This is a genomic window from Nonomuraea sp. NPDC005650 (assembly GCF_040605375.1).
Lineage (GTDB): Bacteria > Actinomycetota > Actinomycetes > Streptosporangiales > Streptosporangiaceae > Nonomuraea.
In genome coordinates this window covers 1-15,467 of the sequence record NZ_JBEXCR010000055.1, presented here as the reverse complement: position 1 = coordinate 15,467, position 15,467 = coordinate 1, and the positions used below count along the sequence as shown (strand labels likewise).

Sequence of the window (15,467 nt, the reverse complement as noted above, 5' to 3'; positions counted from 1 at the left end):
TCGGGGGCTCACGACCGACCGGCAAGCCGCGCGTCATGCGCGAGAAGGAGGCACCGGCGGTGGCTGACTGTAATTCGATCCTTCGGCTGGTGGTGATCGCCGCCACGGCGACTGCCCTGACCGCCTGCGGTGCGCAGGGCAAGAGCGGCGATCTCCTGGAGAGAGTCAAGGCCGCGGGTGTCATCCGGGTGGCGCAGACCCAGGCCAACCCGCCGTGGAACTTCCTGGAGGGCGGCAAGCCCGCCGGCTACGACGTGGACGTGGCCAACGAGCTGGCCAAGCGGCTCGGGATCGCCAAGGTGGAGTTCGTCGCGTCGAACTTCCAGAGCTTCATCGCCGGGGTTCAGGCCGGCAGGTTCGACGCGGTGATCGCCGGTCAGACCATCACCGACGAGCGAAAGAAGCAGGTCGACTTCTCCCGCCCGTACCAGGTGAACGGGATCTCGATCTTCGTGGCCGATGCCGACACCTCCATCAACGGCGTGGCGGACCTCAAGGGCAAGAAGCTCGCGGTCACCGCGGGCACCACCCAGGCCGCGTTCGCGAAGAAGTCGATCCCGGACGCCGACGTCAAGACGTACGACAACGCCACGCTGGGCCTGACCGAGGTCGGCAGGGGCCGGGCGGACGCCGTCCTGGTCTCCCGCTTCCAGGGCGCGTTCCTGGCGCAGAAGAACGGTCTGGCCGTCAGGCCGGCGGGCCCGCTGCTGGAGTCGGAGGTCAACGGGATCTCCTTCGCCAAGGGGTCGACCGCCTTCAAGCAGGCCGTGGACAAGGCCCTGGGCGACATGATCTCCGACGGGACGCTGAGCGCGATCTCGAAGAAGTGGCTCGGCGGCCTGGACATGGCGGCCGAGCTGGGGAAGATCTGATGGACCTCCTCATCGAGTTCCTGCCCGACCTCCTCACCGGGCTCGCGCTGACGATCGTGCTGGGCGTGGTCTCGTTCGTCCTCGGCAGCGCGCTGGGCGCACTCGTGATGCTCGCCCGCATCTCCGCCAGCCGCGTGCTGCGCGCCCTCGCCGCGGCTTACGTGTCGGTCTTCAGAGGTACGCCGCTGCTCATCCAGATCATGATCATCTACTTCGGGTTGCCGCAGATCGGGTTGGAGATCCCGCCCATCCCGTCGGCGATCGTGGCGTTCACCCTGTTCAGCGCCGCCTACCTGAGCGAGAACTTCCGCGCCGGGGTGCTCGGCGTCGACAAGGGGCAGTGGGAGGCGGCGGCCTCGATGGCCATGCCGTACTGGAAAACCCTGCGCAGGATCATCTTCCCGCAGGCGATCAGGATCGCCACCCCGGCCGTCGGCAGCAGGTTCGTGGCGCTGATGAAGGACACCTCGCTCGCCTCCGCGGTGACCGTGGTCGAGCTGACCCGGGTGGCCGAGGGGATCGGCACCTCGACCTTCCGCTACATGGAGGCTCTGTTGCTGGTCGGAGCTCTGTACTGGATGGTCAACACCCTGCTGCAGATCGGGCAGCAGGCACTGGAACGGCGGATGCAAAGGGCCTACGCATGATCAGCGTTCGCGGACTGCACAAACGATTCGGCGACCTGGAAGTGCTCAAGGGCATCGATCTGGATGTCGAGCGGGGCGAGGTAGTGGTGATCATGGGCCCGTCGGGCTCGGGCAAGACCACCCTGATCCGCTGCCTGAACCTGCTTGAGGAGCCGGAGCGGGGCACGATCGGCGTGTGCGGCGCCGAGGTGACCTGCGGGACCCGCCTTCCGGCCAGGCAGGTCAGGGAGCTGCGCCGCCGTACCGCGATGGTCTTCCAGCAGTTCAACCTGTTCCCGCACCTGACTGCCCTGCAGAACGTCATGGAAGGCCCGGTCTCCGTACGACGGGTCCCGCGGGGTGAGGCGGCGGCTCGCGGGCGGGACCTGCTGGCCCGGGTGGGGCTGGCGGACAAGTGCGACTGCTACCCGGCCAAGCTGTCGGGCGGGCAGAAGCAGCGGGTCGCGATCGCCCGGGCGCTGGCGATGGAGCCCGAGGTGATCCTGTTCGACGAGCCCACCTCGGCGCTCGACCCCGAGTTGCACGCGGAGGTGCTCCAGGTGATGCGCGAGCTCGCGCGGGAGGGGATGACGATGGTGGTGGTGACGCACGAGACCGCCTTCGCCCGGGAGGTGGCCGACCGGGTCGTGTTCATGGACGGCGGCACGGTGATCGAACAGGGGCCGCCGACGAGCTTCTTCACCGCGCCCGATCATCCCAGGGTGCGGGCGTTCCTGCGGCTGGTGGCCTCGTGATCGACGTCGCGCTCGCCCGCGCCCAGACCCCGGGAACCGGGCATGTGGCTCACTTCAACAACGCCGGCTCCGCCCTGCCGTCCAGCGGGGTGCTCGACACCGTCGTCGGCCACCTGCGCCTGGAATCCGAGCTGGGCGGCTACGAGGCGGCGGCGCGGGCGGCGGACCGGCTCGCCGCCGTCCATGTCTCCGCGGCGCGGCTGCTCAACTGCGCGCCGCATGAGATCGCGCTGGTCGACAGTGCCACCCGGGCGTGGGACCTGGCCTTCTACGCCCTGCCGTGGCGGTCCGGCGACCGCATCCTGACCAGCAAGGCGGAGTACGCCAGCAACTTCATCGCCTACCTCCAGGTCGCCGAGCGCTTCGGGGTCCAGGTGGACGTGGTGCCCAACGACGGGCTCGGCCAGATCTCCGTCGAGGCCCTGCGCGAGATGATCGACGATCGTGTCCGGCTCATCTCGATCACGCACGTCCCGACCAACGGCGGCCTGGTCAACCCCGCCGCCGAGGTGGGCAAGGCCGCGGCGGAGTCCGGGGCGCTGTTCCTGCTGGACGCCTGCCAGTCGGTGGGCCAGCTCCCGGTCGACGTCGCCGAGCTCGGCTGCGATCTGCTGTCCACCACCGGCCGCAAATATCTGCGGGCTCCGCGCGGCACGGGCCTGCTCTACGTACGGCAATCCGCGCTGGACCGGCTCGACCCGCCCTTCCTCGACCTGCACGGCGCCCGCTGGGTCGCCTCGGGCCGCTATGAGGTGCACCCGGGCGCGCGCAGGTTCGAGAACTGGGAGTACGGCGTGGCCGCCCGGCTCGGCTTCGGCGCGGCCATCGACGAGGCACTCGGCTGGGGCCTGGCGCATATCCGTGACCGCGTCTACGCCCTCGCCGGTCTGCTGCGCGCCCGGCTGGCGGCGATCCCCGGCTGCCGGATACGTGATCAAGGGACTGAGCAGTGCGGCATCGTCACCTTCACCATCGACGGAGTGCCCGCCGATGAGATCAAGGGCCGGTTGGCCGCTCAATCGATCAACGTCAGCGTCTCACGCGCGCCTTCGACGCTCCTGGACATGACCGATCGCGGGCTGGCCTCGGTGGTGCGGGCTTCCGTTCACTACTACAACACCGAGGAGGAGATGGACCGGCTCCTCGAAGAACTGGCGGATTGACCTCGGCGCGGCGGTCATCGGCTCGCCCTCGGACGCTTGGACGGGGTCGCCGACGGCCGCCGCGCGGCCCTGGTCGTGCGCTACGCGGTGGTGGGGCGGTGCGGGCGCGGATTGCCGCGTTTGCCGCATTTGCTGCTCGCCCACCTCGAATACTGGGCGCTTCGGTCGGTGATGATGCGGTCGACGCCATATCCGGCCAGGCGTCGCCAGGCGGCGGGCGTGTTGGGGGTCCAGGCGTAGACGGGCACCCCGGCGGAGTGGTAGCGGCGCACCTGTGTGCGGGAGAGCCGGTCGTAGCGGACGGCGACGAAGGCGTAGCGCCGGGCCTGGGCGGGAGAGGGCGCGGTGCGGGCCACCAGCCCCCGGGCGACCGGCAGGAAGGACACTCGCGTCAGCGCGGCGGGGAGAAACGAGGTCAGCGCCGTCCAGCGATAGGGGCGATAACGGTGATAGACGGCGGCGAGAGCTTGAATGTCGGCCTCGTCCGGGACGCTTTTCAGCTCGATCAGCACCAGGTTGGCGCGGCCGCGCAGCACGCTCAGCGCCTGCGCCAAGGTGGGCGGCGCGAGTCCGTCGCCGGCACGCAGCGTGCGCACCCGGGCCAGGGTCGAGGTGGCCACCAGGCCGGTGCCGTTCGTGGAGCGATTCAGCGTGGCGTCATGCATGAGCACCGGTTGATGATCTTTGGTGAAGCGGATGTCGATCTCCACCTGCCGGGCGCCTGCGGCCAGCGCCCGGCGCAGGGAGGTGAGCGTGTTGTCCGACCCCGGGAGGGGATACCCGCGATGGGCGATCAGGCCGGGCGTGCGGCACCGGCCGCCCGCCCGGACGGCGTCGGCGGGGACGGCCGTGGTGGGGATCAACGTGAGCACGATGAGCACGACTGTCACGGCGGGCCGCCGCCACGCGCGTGCCGGCCGCGCGTGCCGCCAGGGCGGTGCGTCGGGGGTGCCGTCTCCGGCCGGACGGAGCCGACGGGGACAGGGGACGGTTCTCATGTACAGCCCCTTTCTGACCACCAAGGATCGACACTAAGAGTAGTTGGCCAATTGCACAGAGTTTAAACAGCTGACCAGCTGTTCATCTGTAGAGATAAAAGGGTGACGCGCGTGGGGAGGCTACGGCTCTCCCTCGTAGAGCGGCAGGACGGCTACGAACTGGGCGCCGGGCCAGTGGTCGGCGACGGTGAGGGTGCCGCCGTGGGCGGTGGCGATCTCGCGGGACAGGGACAGGCCGAGCCCGCTGCCCTCCTTGTCCTTGGCCCGTGCGTCGTCCAGGCGGGTGAAGCGTTCGAAAATTCGTTCCCTGTCCTGTGGCGGGATGCCCTCACCGTCGTCCGCCACGGTCACGACCACCTTGTCGCCCGCCACCTCGACCGAGAGGTCGATCCTGGTGGCGGCGTGCCGGGTGGCGTTGTCGAGGAGGTTCGTCAGCATGCGGTCGAGCTGGATCGGCGAGCCGTACACCGGGGCGGGCTTGCACGGGTTGATGAAGATGCGGGCCCGGGAGCCTTCTCGGCGACGCACCTGCTCCTGGGCCACCCGGCACATGTCCACCACGCGGCGCTGCACGACCGCGCCGGCGTCCAGCCGGGCCAGCATCATGAGCTCGTCGATGATGCCTGTCAGGCGGTCGGCGGCGGCCAGCGCCTGCGCGCCCGTGGACTGCCAGTCCGTTTCGTCCGGGTAGGCGTTGGCGACCTCCAGCTGGGCGTGCAGGGCCGAGAGGGGGCTGCGCAGCTCGTGAGAGGCGTCGGCGACGAAACGGCGCTGGGACTCGGCGGAGCGTTCGAGCCGGTCGAGCGTACGGTTCGTGGTGGCAGCCAGGTCGGCGATCTCGTCGCTGGTCTCAGGTATGCCTACGCGCCTGCTGAAGTCCTGGCCGGTGATCTCGGCCAGCTCCACGCGGATGTGCTCGACCGGACGCAGGGCGAGCCCGACCACCGCCCGCGTCGTCGCGCCGACTATCACCAGCATCAGCGGCCCGCCGAGGAACACCAGCACGTGGAGCCACGCCAGCACCCGGTTGACCTCGGCGAGCGAGGCCGCGCCGTACACCATGACACGGCCCTGCGGGGTGTGCACGGGCCTGGCTATCACGAGGTACTCGCCGCCGTCCTCCCCCCGGACGGGCGGCAGTTGACGCTCGGCGACGTGGATTCTCTCGCGCCTGTCCGGCTGGAGGGTCATCACGGGCGAGGCTCCGTGCGGATCGGGGGAGGCGGCGAGCACCTTGCCGTCCTCGGAGACCACCTGCAGCAGATGCACGTGCGACGGCGTCTCCAGCTTCGCCGGAAGGCGACTGGTATGGGATTGGTCGGCGACCTTGTGTACGGCCAGTTCCACCCTGGTATGCACGAGTCCGCGCAGGTTCGACGGCACGGTGGCGAGAGCGATGGTGGACGTGACGGTGAAGACCAACGCCGCTATCAAGGTCGCGAGCGTGGTCACGCGCGCTCGGATCGAGCGCGGAAACAGTCGTGCCGCCATTCGATCCCCCGTGTCACTAACTGTGACACCTACCCGGAGAGGGGATTCGCAAAAGAATCGCCGTTGACCTTTACATATGCCGGATTGCCGGTCGGCGAGGAAGGCCCCGGGAGAAGGGGGTTTCGCATAACTCTATGTGGTGCGGACAATCCTCGTTCCTGACTGAACTGCGGGCATGGTGCCGGGCGTATCTCCCATCGGTCGCTTGTGGGAGGGTTCGCCATGCCAGGTTCGTCGCAGGGTGTCATCGGCGCGCTGGCCGCGCTCGTACTGGTCGCCGGGTGCGGTTCGGAGGCCCGGCCCGTGGCCATGGCAAGCCCTGCGCCCGGCCGTTACCAGGAGGCCGCCCTGAGCGCCGAGGAACTCGCCGCGAAGGTCGGGTGCAAGCCCGCCATGCGGACCAAGGCGGCCGAGTTGCGCGAGGGGGTGTGCAGGACGGCTGACGGCAACTACGTGGTCACGAGTTTCACGACGGAGCAGGGCAGGCGGGAGTGGCTGGATTACGCGCAGATGTACGGCGGCTCCCACCTCGTCGGACGCCGCTGGGTCGTCTCGGCCGCGCCCGCCGTCCTGGAGACGTTGCGCAAGACCTTGGGCGGCGAACTGCAGACAGGCCAGAGCGCCACTCCGTCAGGTGCTTGAGACCGGCCACACTCACTTCGGCGGTCGCGCTTGAGGCGATCATCCGGAGCCGGGGGCGTCGCCGCACCGGTCCGCCCCGGTGGTTGAACCACCGGCGGCGACGGTGCGTAGCTGTCGATGATCGGCGAACCGTGGGAGGGGAACAGGCCTGATGGGGCACCTCGCTGAAGTCACATCCGCTTCCGGCCTGCGGGGGAGTGCCGGCGGCCACACGAAACGCAGGCGCTCGACACGCCTGATCGTCCTGGCGTGCGGGGTGGTGGCCGTTCTGGCGTTCGTCGCAGGGGTCACGTCCTCCCTGCTCCCGGGAAAGGACCCTTTGACGGTCACCGGGGCCTTCGGTGAGCAGCCGCAGGTGACCTTCGCCGAGGGAGAGCAGCCGGGCGAGGACCTCGAAGCCGTGACCGCGATCGCGGGCAACGGCCCGGCCGTGGCCCAGGGAGACCTGGCCGTCGTCCAGTTCGCCAGCTACGCCTGGACCGGCACGTCTCACAGAGGGCTCGACAACAGCCATGACCGAGGCAAGCCCGCGGTGATGCGGATCGGAGAGCTCATTCCCGGCCTGGGCAAGAGCCTGCTCGGCAAGAAGGTCGGCAGCCGGGTGGTGATGTCGATTCCCCCCAAGGACGGCTATGGGGCCGGTGGTAACGCGGAGACCGGGGTGACCGGTGCCGACACGCTCGTCTACGTCGTCGACCTGCTCGCCGCCTACCCGAAGACCGCCACCGCGGCCGGGCGCGTTCGCCCGGCCGGCCCGGGACTCCCGCAGGTCACGGCAGGGCCGGCGGGCGGGGCTCCGGCGGTGGCGATCCCGGCGTCGGATCCTCCTGGCGAACTGCGGGCGGAGACCCTGATCGAGGGAGACGGCCCGGCCATCCGCGCGGACCAGATGCTGATCACCCACTATCAGGGGCAGATCTGGCGGGGCGGAAAGGTGTTCGACTCCTCCTGGAACAGGGGGGAGGTGGCGCCGCTGTCGTCGCTGACCGGCACGATTCCCGGCATCCTCGAAGGGCTCACCGGCAAGACGGTCGGCAGCCGGGTGCTGCTGGTCATCCCGCCCGCGGACGGGTACGGCAAGAAGGCCCCGGAGGGGGCGGGGATCAAGGACGACGACACCGTGGTCTTCGTCATCGACATTCTGGGCGCGTACTGAGACGCCGCGATGTTCGCAAGTCGTGATCGAAATGTCCCGCCTGGGGGATCATGTTCGCCCGTACGCTACGACGAAACGGGGCAACGGGGAGGCATGCATGTCGTTCATGACGCGGATGACGGCGGCGTTCAAGGGGGAGGTCCGGGCCGACGAGCTTGAGGCCTATCGCCGGGCGGGCGGGCTCGTCTACACCGAACTGGAGCAGGCCGAGGCACTGCGCTCCAGATTGGCCGCCGAAGGAGTGAACCTGTGGCACGGCCCGCAGGCGGCCGCCGGGCAACTGCTGTGCACCTGGAACGCGTTCGTCCTGCAGGCCATCGGGGAGCACCTGCTCGACGCGGACTACGCCGCCGACCCGAGCACCGTCGGCTACGTGCCGCAGGTCACCGCTCTGCAGGTCGACGCCTGCTTCGCCCAGGTGGAGAGCTGGGTGTCACGGGCGCGCCAGGCCGCGGGCAACTCCCGCTACCTGGTGGAGAAAGAAGTGCTGCTCCCCGCCGACCTGCCCGAATGGGCCGAGGCCAGCCCGTGCCCGCTGCCGCACCTGCACGGCATGCTCGCCGCCGCGCGCGCCGTCCGCCGGCACGCCGAGGTCGCGCTCGGTGTCTTCGAGCAGACCGTCTCCGACGCCGACAGGCACCGCTACGCGCTGGAACGGCTGCGCCAGCTGGCCGCCGAGGCGGCGACGGCCGCCGACTACGCCGAGGGGCTGCTGGACACCAACCCTGCCGCGCGCATGCACGAGGCCATCGAGCAGCGCCTGCAGCGCGCCTTGGAGATCTACTACCACCTCGGCCAGCTCATCGCGATGCCCGGGCTGATCGGTGCCTACAAGGGGCCCGGTGCACGGCAGGTCGTTCCGCCCGCCGACCTGGGGGTCGCCGACGTCCGCGACTTCGACCCGTGGTGCCTGACCGACCCGCAGAAGCGGAGCTTCTGGCAGGCCGATCCGCGGGCACGTCAGGCGATCAAGGAGATGTGGGACTACGACCCTGCCCCCGCTCTCACGCTGCGCATCCAGGCCGAGATCGACGCCGCGCGGCACAGCGGCGCGATCGTCTTCGCGACCGATGCCGGCGGGAAGCCGTTCGGCAGCTACTACTGCTGCCCCTGGTCCGCCATCTACCTGGTGCGCCGTCCGGTCGTCGTCGGCGGCCGCGCGCTGCGGGCGATGCAGCACTTCACGCTGGAGGTGTCGGCCGAGGACGTGCCGAAGGGCGGCCCGTTCAAGCGCGAGATCATCGTCTCCTCCTTCAGGCCGACGAACGAGGTCGACTACTGCGACCCGGACGGCCTGCACGGCGACTGACCGCACGTGGTAGCCCTCTGCTCCTGGGGATCCGCTGCCTGGGTCAGGCGCGCCGGTCGTCACGCAGCCGGGCAGAGAGGGCGGCGGCCTGGGTGCGGCGCTGCATGTTGAGCTTGGCCAGCAGGTTGGAGACGTAGTTCTTGACCGTCTTCTCCGCCAGGAACATCCGTTCGCCGATCTGCCGGTTGGTCAGCCCCTCGCCGATCAGGTCGAGGATGTGCCGCTCCTGCTCCGTCAGCGCGGCGAGGGGGTCCTTGCGGGCGGCCTGCTCGCGTAACCGCTGCAGCATGGCGGCGGTGGTCTGCGGGTCGAGCAGCGACTGCCCGGAGGCGACCGTGCGGACGGCGCCGACCAGGTCGGAGCCGTGGATCTGCTTGAGCACGTAGCCGGAGGCCCCGGCCATCACCGCGTCGAACAGCGCGTCGTCATCGGCGAACGAGGTCAGCATCAGGCACGCCAGCCCCGGTAACTGCGAGCGCACCTCCCGGCAGACGTCCACGCCGCTGCCGTCCGGCAGTCGGACGTCCAGCACCGCCACGTCGGGCTTCAGCGCGGGGATGCGGGCGATGGCCGACTCGGCGGTGCCCGCCTCTCCGATGACCTCCAAGTCGTCCTCGGAGTCCAGCAGGGCCGCGACCCCGCGCCGTACGACCTCGTGGTCGTCAAGGAGGAACACACGAATCATGCCCCCGACGTTAGTCACCCGTTCAAGGCTCACAAAGAGGCCAAAGTCCCAAAGCCGGTCGTTTGGCGCGGCTGTCGTCCATGATCCCGGCAGCCTTCGGAGGGAGGAAAGACGCCGGGGACCTTCACCTTCGGAACGCGGTGAGCGCCCGCCCGCACCTGCCGATGGAGGGTAGGCGGCGTTGTGACGCGGTGCGAGACTGATCGATATGGAAAGCGAGCACCGCCCGTTGATCCCGCAGATGCGGCTGGATGACCTGCTGGCCGAGCTGCAGGTACGGCTCAGCGCCGTGCTGGCCACCCGGGACCGGGTGCACGCACTGCTCGAAGCCGTCGTGTCGGTGGGCAGCGACCTCGACCTGGAGACGGTGCTGCGCCGCATCGTGGAGACCGCGACCAAGCTGGTGGACGCCAGTTACGGCGCGCTGGGCGTGGTGGGCCACGAGGACACGCTGCTCCAGTTCATCCCGGTGGGGCTGACCGAGGAGGAGATCGCCAGGATCGAGCACTGGCCGCACGGCCTGGGCCTGCTCGGCCTGCTGATCAAGGACGCGCGGCCGCTCAGACTGGGCCGCATCTCCGACCATCCCGAGTCGTACGGCTTCCCGCCGGGCCACCCGCCGATGGGGACGTTTCTTGGCGTCCCCGTACGGGTGCGGGACGAGGTGTTCGGCAACCTCTACCTGACCGAGAAGCGTGGCGGCGGCGAGTTCGACGAGGAGGACGAGGCCGTCGTGATAGCGCTGGCCACCGCCGCCGGCGTCGCCGTGGAGAACGCCCGGCTGTATGAGGTGTCGCGGCGGCGTGAGACCTGGCTGCAGGCGTCCTCGGAGGTCACCACGAACCTGCTTTCTGGTGCCGACCCGCAGCAGGTGCTGAGCGTGGTGGCGGCCCGTGCCCGCGAGATGAGCGACGCGGACCTGGTCCAGGTGCTGCTGCCGAACCCGTCGAGACAGTCCCTGATCGCCGAGGTCGTGGAGGGGGAGGGCGCGCACGAACTGCTGGGCACGGTTTTCGAGGTGTCGGCCACGCTCGCGGGAGACGTGTTCGCCAAGGGTGATCCGCTCTCCGATGTGGACCTGCAGAGCGCACCGTACCCTGACTCGCCGCTGCGTCGGCTGGGGTACGGGTCCGGGATGATGGTGCCGCTCGGTGGCGCGCCGAACGTGCGCGGGGTGCTGGTGCTGGCCAAGCGGAGCGGGCGGCTGCCGTTCAGCGGGGCGGATCAGCAGATGCTGGAGGCGTTCGCCGGCCAGGCGGCGATCGCGCTGGAGCTGGCCGAGGCACGCAAGGACGCCGAACGGCTGGGCCTGCTGGAGGACCGCGACCGCATCGCCAAGGATCTGCACGACGTGGTCATCCAGCGGCTGTTCGCGACGGCGATGACGTTGATGAGCACGATCCGGCTGGTCGAGCGGCCGGAGGCGGCCAAGCGGGTCCAGTACGCGATCGACGAGCTGGACGAGACGATCCGGCAGATCCGCTCGTCCATCTTCGCGCTGCAAGGCTCGGGCGGGGAGGCCGCGCCCAGTCTGCGGGGGCAGATCGTGGAACTGGTGGAGGGCGCCGGCGGCCATCTGGGATTCATGCCCGGCCTGCGCATGGAGGGGCAGATCGACACCCTGGTGCCAGAACCGCTCGCCGAGCACCTGCTGGCCGTGTTGCGCGAGGCCCTGTCCAACGTGGTCCGCCACTCCCACTCGACCCGCGCCGACGTCCTCGTCGAGGTCGCGCGCAGCGAACTCGTTCTGGTGGTCACCGACAACGGCATCGGCCTGGGAGAGGCGGGACGTCGCAGCGGCCTGCGCAACATCGAGGAACGCGCCACCCGGCTGGGCGGGGCCGCGAAGCTGGAGACGCCCGACGGGGGAGGCACCCGGCTGCGCTGGCAGATCCCGCTGTGAGATCGAGCCGGCCTCCAACCGGCTGCAGGCCACCTTGAGTGGACCGCTGACCGCCTCCCCGCGCATGGACGGGACGAAGGTCCCGACGCTGAAGGGCCGTACGGCACTGCTTCTCAACAGCCGCAGACGGTGTGCTTGAGGTGCGAGAAGGACGACGCATCCGCAGCGAAAGGGGGCCGTCATGGCCACCACCGTCAACACGCCCGCCAGACAGACCGCCACCCCCGCCGGCAAGCACCCGGTCGACTACGTCTGGGCGATCGCCCGGATCTCGATTGGCTGGATCTTCCTGTGGGCGTTCCTGGACAAGACCTTCGGCTGGGGCTTCGCCACTCCCGCCAACCGCGCCTGGATCGAGGGCGGCAGCCCCACGACCGGCTTCCTCAAGGGCACCGGTGAGAACGCGCTCGGCGGCTTCTTCGGCGCCCTCGCCGGGCAGACCTGGGTGGACTGGCTGTTCATGGCCGGCCTGTTGGGCATCGGCCTGGCGCTGGTCCTGGGCATCGGCACCCGCGTCGTCGCCGGCGCCGGCACGCTGATGCTGGTCCTCATGTGGGCGGCGGAGCTGCCGCTGGCCAACAACCCGTTCATGGACGAGCACATCGTCTACTCGATCGTGCTCATCGGCCTCGCCCTCGCCGGCGCGGGCACCACGCTCGGACTCGGCAACCTGCCGATCGTCCAGCGCACCCCCTGGCTGAAGTAGTGCCGACCGCCACACGCCCGCCTCCGGCCACCGGAGGCGGGCGTCGCGCCTGCTTCGGCCGATGGTCCCTGGCAACGAGGACTTCCTCCCCTGCCGCCACAGACGCGTCGGGTGTGAGCTGGAGAGGTGGGAGATCTCCCGGACGGTGACGCTGCCGGCCAGGACCGACGACGTGCAGGCGGTCCACAAGGGCGGCGTGGGGCCGGTCGAAGGAAGCGAGGGCGGATCACCGTCGAACACCGACACCTGGGCGAGCGTCTCCGAAGAAGGTCGATGATGAACCGAGCAATCGTCGTGGGCGTGGATGGATCGAAGGCCGCGGGGACGGCCCTCGCCTGGGCCGCCGAGGACGCCGAACGTACTGGCCTGCCGTTGCGCATCGTGAACGTGCGCGAGCCCTGGGCGGCCGAGCACCCGCTCACCGCCGCCAGTGGCAAGGAGACGTTGACCGAGCGGTGCAATCTGCTGCTCGACGGCGCGGCCGAGCGGGCGCGTACGCTCGCCCCGGGGACGCGGATCTCGATCGCCCTGGTCACCGGTGCGGTGATGGAGCGGCTCAGGAGCGAGTCGGAGACGGCCGAGACCTTGGTGGTGGGCAGCAGAGGGCTGGGCGGATACGCCGGGCTGGCGGTCGGATCGGTCGCGCTCGGGCTCGCCGGACACACGGACAGCCCACTGGTGGTCGTCCGGGTGCTCCCGCGCGAGGAACGTGGTGAGATCGTGGTCGGCTACGACGGCTCCCCGGACGCGGACCGCGCGATGGCGTACGCCCTCCACCGAGCGACCGCTCGCACGGCGCGGGTTCGCGTGCTCTACGGCAGGCGGTACCCCGTACTCGCCCCGCATCCTGCCGGATACGGTCCCATTCCCGTTGACGAGGCGGCCGAGATCGGGCGGCGGGTGGCGCCCTGGCGGGACAAATACCCCGAGGTCGAGCTGGTCGAGTCGATCGTGCCAGGACACCCGGTTCCGGCCCTGGTCGAGGCGTCGAAGGCGGCCGATCTCGTCGTCGTGGGGTCACGCGGCCGGGGTGGGTTCACCGCGGCGGTGCTGGGCTCGGTCAGCCACGGGGTTCTGCACAGGGCGCGCTGCCCGGTGGCCGTGATCGGCACGCCGGGGAGACGGCCCTGACCGTAATCCCCTCACCGGTACGTGCTTGCCGCGTGCCGTCGCCCTGAGCATGCGCGGCACTCCGGTCCACGCAGGCCCTGCTGCCCTGGCCCGTCGATGGTTCTCATGGGGATCCCCGACGGTGCTTGACCCGGACGATGCCGGGCACGGTGCGGGCGAGCAGGTCGGCGATGTGGTCGGCGTGCTCGTGGGGTGGCCCGCTCAGCTCGGCCACGCCGTCGCGGACGGCGACCTCCCAGCTCGGGCCGGAGGGATACTGCTCGCGCAGGGCGGCGACCACCGCCTCGCGCAGTTCGCCGTCGGGGCGGGCGAGCATGGCCATCAGGTCGCAGCGGCTCACCATGCCGACGACCTCGTGGCCGCGGAGTACGGGCAGGCTCTTGACGCGCTTGCCGACCATGAGGTCGATGGCGGAGGTGACATCGGTCGTCTCGGTGACGGTGACGACGTCACTGGTCATGACCTCCATCACCTGGCGCGGCGGGGGCTCATGGGAGCTCGGAGCGGGCCGTACGGTGGCGCGGGGGTCGGGCTCGAACTCGCCGCGCAGCAGGTCGAACTCGCTGACCACGCCCACGAGGAGATCGCTTTCGTCGACGACCGGAGCAGCGGTGATGTTGTGACCGTAGAGCCGCCGGATCGCCCGCCGCACCGGGTCGGTGTGGCGGACCGTGATGGCCGGGCTGCTCATGACCTCGCGTACGAGCATGGCTACCTGCCCTCCCTCGTGGAGTCGGCCCCGGAGAGCTCCGGGAGGAGTCCGCGCTCCCGGTGCACGATGGCGTTCATGCCTTCCTCCTTGTCGTGTCACTTCCATCGCATCTCGCGAATGGCCGACGTTTTAGGGGCGGAGGTCCCGAACGGGACGGTCGTTGGTCAGCGAAGTCTCCGAAGCAGTGGCGAGGGTGGCTTGTCGCAGGGCGCCACCCTGATCCGGGCGTCGACCGTGGCCGGTCCGTCCGGGCTGACGATGACCGGGTTGAGGTCGAGTTCGGCCACCTCGGGCAGGTCTTCGAGCAGCGCCGACGATGATCTCCACGCCGCCGGGCAGCATGCGCTGGACGATCGCTCCGGTCATCTCAGCGCCGATCCGTGCCGACATGTCGTGATACGCCTGCCGTACTTCATCTGGCGTCCGGAGGTTCAGCCGTACCCCGCCGACATCGCTCTTGTGCACGGGGCCCGTGGTCTTGAGCACGACCGGCAGCCCGATGCGGGAGGCCGCGGCAGCCGCGGCCTCAGGCCCGTCCACGTCGACGGACTCCGCCGGCGTCACGCCGTAGCAGGAGAGCAGCCGGGCCGTGCCGGCGGGGGAGAGCCAGCCGCCCTCCGGGCGCGCCGCCAACTCCGAGCGGACGATCTGTCGGGCGGTCTTTTCATCAGCCGGTGGAGGAACCGGAACGGGTTCGACGGGGAGTCGGCGCCATTCGACGTCGGGCGAAGCGGCGAGCGCTTCGACGGCGGCGCCGATCTCGGCCGCGCCGGCGTCGGCGGTCAGGTCGACCGGGTTGCCCAGCGCGGCGGCGGCACGTGCCTCCAGCAACCCAGGCGGCAGTTCCGGAACGATCAGGCCGTGGGCCTCGCAGGCGTCGGCGGGCGGCGGTGTGCGAGCGTACCGCCCTGCCGCCGGCCTCGCCGCGGCCGCTCTTGACCAGCAGAACCGGCTTGCGCTTGCCGACCCGGCGAGCGATGCGGGCGAACCTGCGCGGGTTGCCGAACGACTCCAGATACAGCGCGATCACCCCGGTGTCGTCGTCGTCCTCCCAGTATTCGAGCAGGTCGTTGCCGCTGACGTCGGCCTTGTTGCCGACCGACACGAACGACGACACATCCAGCCGATCCAACAGGGCCGCGCCCACGGCGCCGGACTGCGACATCAACGCCACACGCCCGCGGACGGGCCGGTGCGGCAGGAAGCTGGCATTCAGCCAGGCTCCGGTGTTCACCACGCCCAGGCAGTTCGGGCCGATCAGCCGCATCCCGGCCGTACGGCACACCTGCAGCAGCTCCGACTCCGCCGCACCCTGCCC

Annotated in this window: 17 protein-coding genes and 1 pseudogene; 11 read left to right on the top strand and 7 right to left on the bottom strand. The window is 70.1% G+C overall.

The window, feature by feature from the left end; translation table 11 throughout:
- Positions 1 to 59: 59 nt before the first annotated feature.
- From ABZS69_RS56760 to ABZS69_RS56745, 4 genes are read left to right on the top strand one after another with little or no spacing between them, the layout of a single operon-like run.
- Entirely contained in the window at positions 60 to 872 is an 813-nt protein-coding gene (locus ABZS69_RS56760) for a transporter substrate-binding domain-containing protein (protein ID WP_355389954.1), read from the top strand.
- Positions 872 to 1,519: an amino acid ABC transporter permease gene (locus ABZS69_RS56755; protein ID WP_355389952.1), complete on the top strand. Its 648-nt coding sequence runs from the start codon at positions 872 to 874 to the stop codon at positions 1,517 to 1,519. Before ABZS69_RS56760 ends, ABZS69_RS56755 begins: the two co-directional genes overlap by 1 nt.
- On the top strand, positions 1,516 to 2,253 hold the full coding sequence (locus ABZS69_RS56750; protein ID WP_355389950.1) for an amino acid ABC transporter ATP-binding protein: 738 nt from the start codon (positions 1,516 to 1,518) through the stop codon (positions 2,251 to 2,253). The genes ABZS69_RS56755 and ABZS69_RS56750 overlap by 4 nt, the downstream gene beginning before the upstream one ends.
- Positions 2,250 to 3,416 carry an aminotransferase class V-fold PLP-dependent enzyme gene (locus ABZS69_RS56745; RefSeq protein ID WP_355389948.1) on the top strand — a complete coding sequence of 389 codons (1,167 nt, stop codon included), beginning with the start codon at positions 2,250 to 2,252 and terminating at the stop codon, positions 3,414 to 3,416. Before ABZS69_RS56750 ends, ABZS69_RS56745 begins: the two co-directional genes overlap by 4 nt.
- Before the next feature lie 80 nt (positions 3,417 to 3,496).
- Here the strand turns inward: ABZS69_RS56745 and ABZS69_RS56740 are convergent, their stop codons facing one another.
- Both ABZS69_RS56740 and ABZS69_RS56735 read right to left on the bottom strand, forming a co-directional pair.
- Entirely contained in the window at positions 3,497 to 4,414 is a 918-nt protein-coding gene (locus ABZS69_RS56740) for a glycerophosphodiester phosphodiesterase (RefSeq protein ID WP_355389946.1), read from the bottom strand.
- 120 nt (positions 4,415 to 4,534) lie between these two features.
- Positions 4,535 to 5,866 carry an ATP-binding protein gene (locus tag ABZS69_RS56735; protein ID WP_355389944.1) on the bottom strand — a complete coding sequence of 444 codons (1,332 nt, stop codon included), beginning with the start codon at positions 5,864 to 5,866 and terminating at the stop codon, positions 4,535 to 4,537.
- Positions 5,867 to 6,127: 261 nt separating this feature from the next.
- Here ABZS69_RS56735 and ABZS69_RS56730 point away from each other — a divergent pair, with 261 nt between their 5' ends.
- From ABZS69_RS56730 to ABZS69_RS56720, 3 genes are all read left to right on the top strand, one after another.
- Complete coding sequence (locus ABZS69_RS56730) at positions 6,128 to 6,547, top strand: hypothetical protein (protein ID WP_355389942.1); 420 nt, start codon at positions 6,128 to 6,130, stop codon at positions 6,545 to 6,547.
- 319 nt (positions 6,548 to 6,866) lie between these two features.
- Positions 6,867 to 7,703 carry an FKBP-type peptidyl-prolyl cis-trans isomerase gene (locus ABZS69_RS56725; RefSeq protein WP_355389940.1) on the top strand — a complete coding sequence of 279 codons (837 nt, stop codon included), beginning with the start codon at positions 6,867 to 6,869 and terminating at the stop codon, positions 7,701 to 7,703.
- 97 nt (positions 7,704 to 7,800) lie between these two features.
- Positions 7,801 to 9,012 carry a hypothetical protein gene (locus ABZS69_RS56720; RefSeq protein WP_355389938.1) on the top strand — a complete coding sequence of 404 codons (1,212 nt, stop codon included), beginning with the start codon at positions 7,801 to 7,803 and terminating at the stop codon, positions 9,010 to 9,012.
- Between the two features lie 43 nt (positions 9,013 to 9,055).
- Here the strand turns inward: ABZS69_RS56720 and ABZS69_RS56715 are convergent, their stop codons facing one another.
- Complete coding sequence (locus tag ABZS69_RS56715) at positions 9,056 to 9,697, bottom strand: response regulator transcription factor (protein ID WP_355389936.1); 642 nt, start codon at positions 9,695 to 9,697, stop codon at positions 9,056 to 9,058.
- A 208-nt stretch (positions 9,698 to 9,905) separates the two neighbouring features.
- Here ABZS69_RS56715 and ABZS69_RS56710 point away from each other — a divergent pair, with 208 nt between their 5' ends.
- From ABZS69_RS56710 to ABZS69_RS56695, 4 genes are all read left to right on the top strand, one after another.
- Entirely contained in the window at positions 9,906 to 11,600 is a 1,695-nt protein-coding gene (locus ABZS69_RS56710) for a GAF domain-containing protein (protein ID WP_355389934.1), read from the top strand.
- 181 nt (positions 11,601 to 11,781) lie between these two features.
- Positions 11,782 to 12,306 carry a hypothetical protein gene (locus ABZS69_RS56705; RefSeq protein ID WP_355389932.1) on the top strand — a complete coding sequence of 175 codons (525 nt, stop codon included), beginning with the start codon at positions 11,782 to 11,784 and terminating at the stop codon, positions 12,304 to 12,306.
- A gap of 61 nt (positions 12,307 to 12,367) precedes the next feature.
- Complete coding sequence (locus ABZS69_RS56700; protein WP_355389930.1) at positions 12,368 to 12,583, top strand: hypothetical protein; 216 nt, start codon at positions 12,368 to 12,370, stop codon at positions 12,581 to 12,583.
- Positions 12,580 to 13,437, top strand: coding sequence for a universal stress protein (locus ABZS69_RS56695; RefSeq protein ID WP_355389928.1), 858 nt, complete (start codon positions 12,580 to 12,582; stop codon positions 13,435 to 13,437). The genes ABZS69_RS56700 and ABZS69_RS56695 overlap by 4 nt, the downstream gene beginning before the upstream one ends.
- Before the next feature lie 103 nt (positions 13,438 to 13,540).
- Here ABZS69_RS56695 and ABZS69_RS56690 read toward each other — a convergent pair whose 3' ends face one another.
- The 4 genes and pseudogenes from ABZS69_RS56690 to ABZS69_RS56675 all read right to left on the bottom strand — a co-directional run bounded on the left by ABZS69_RS56690 (position 13,541) and on the right by ABZS69_RS56675 (position 15,314).
- Entirely contained in the window at positions 13,541 to 14,146 is a 606-nt protein-coding gene (locus ABZS69_RS56690; protein WP_355389927.1) for a CBS domain-containing protein, read from the bottom strand.
- A gap of 167 nt (positions 14,147 to 14,313) precedes the next feature.
- Positions 14,314 to 14,436: a hypothetical protein gene (locus ABZS69_RS56685; RefSeq protein WP_355390096.1), complete on the bottom strand. Its 123-nt coding sequence runs from the start codon at positions 14,434 to 14,436 to the stop codon at positions 14,314 to 14,316.
- Between the two features lie 90 nt (positions 14,437 to 14,526).
- A pseudogene (locus ABZS69_RS56680) lies at positions 14,527 to 14,713 on the bottom strand (acetate--CoA ligase family protein); the annotation flags it as partial.
- A gap of 103 nt (positions 14,714 to 14,816) precedes the next feature.
- Entirely contained in the window at positions 14,817 to 15,314 is a 498-nt protein-coding gene (locus tag ABZS69_RS56675) for a hypothetical protein (RefSeq protein WP_355390094.1), read from the bottom strand.
- Between the last annotated feature and the right edge of the window lie 153 nt (positions 15,315 to 15,467).

Excerpts from the sequence above, each read along its gene's own strand:
- ABZS69_RS56755 (WP_355389952.1), top strand. The coding sequence starts at position 872 with ATGGACCTCCTCATCGAGTTCCTGCCCGACCTCCTCACCGGGCTCGCG.
- ABZS69_RS56690 (WP_355389927.1), bottom strand. The coding sequence starts at position 14,146 with ATGCTCGTACGCGAGGTCATGAGCAGCCCGGCCATCACGGTCCGCCAC.
- ABZS69_RS56700 (WP_355389930.1), top strand. The coding sequence starts at position 12,368 with ATGGTCCCTGGCAACGAGGACTTCCTCCCCTGCCGCCACAGACGCGTC.
- ABZS69_RS56720 (WP_355389938.1), top strand. The coding sequence starts at position 7,801 with ATGTCGTTCATGACGCGGATGACGGCGGCGTTCAAGGGGGAGGTCCGG.
- ABZS69_RS56730 (WP_355389942.1), top strand. The coding sequence starts at position 6,128 with ATGCCAGGTTCGTCGCAGGGTGTCATCGGCGCGCTGGCCGCGCTCGTA.
- ABZS69_RS56740 (WP_355389946.1), bottom strand. The coding sequence starts at position 4,414 with ATGAGAACCGTCCCCTGTCCCCGTCGGCTCCGTCCGGCCGGAGACGGC.
- ABZS69_RS56750 (WP_355389950.1), top strand. The coding sequence starts at position 1,516 with ATGATCAGCGTTCGCGGACTGCACAAACGATTCGGCGACCTGGAAGTG.
- ABZS69_RS56715 (WP_355389936.1), bottom strand. The coding sequence starts at position 9,697 with ATGATTCGTGTGTTCCTCCTTGACGACCACGAGGTCGTACGGCGCGGG.
- ABZS69_RS56695 (WP_355389928.1), top strand. The coding sequence starts at position 12,580 with ATGATGAACCGAGCAATCGTCGTGGGCGTGGATGGATCGAAGGCCGCG.
- ABZS69_RS56675 (WP_355390094.1), bottom strand. The coding sequence starts at position 15,314 with ATGTCGCAGTCCGGCGCCGTGGGCGCGGCCCTGTTGGATCGGCTGGAT.
- ABZS69_RS56710 (WP_355389934.1), top strand. The coding sequence starts at position 9,906 with ATGGAAAGCGAGCACCGCCCGTTGATCCCGCAGATGCGGCTGGATGAC.
- ABZS69_RS56705 (WP_355389932.1), top strand. The coding sequence starts at position 11,782 with ATGGCCACCACCGTCAACACGCCCGCCAGACAGACCGCCACCCCCGCC.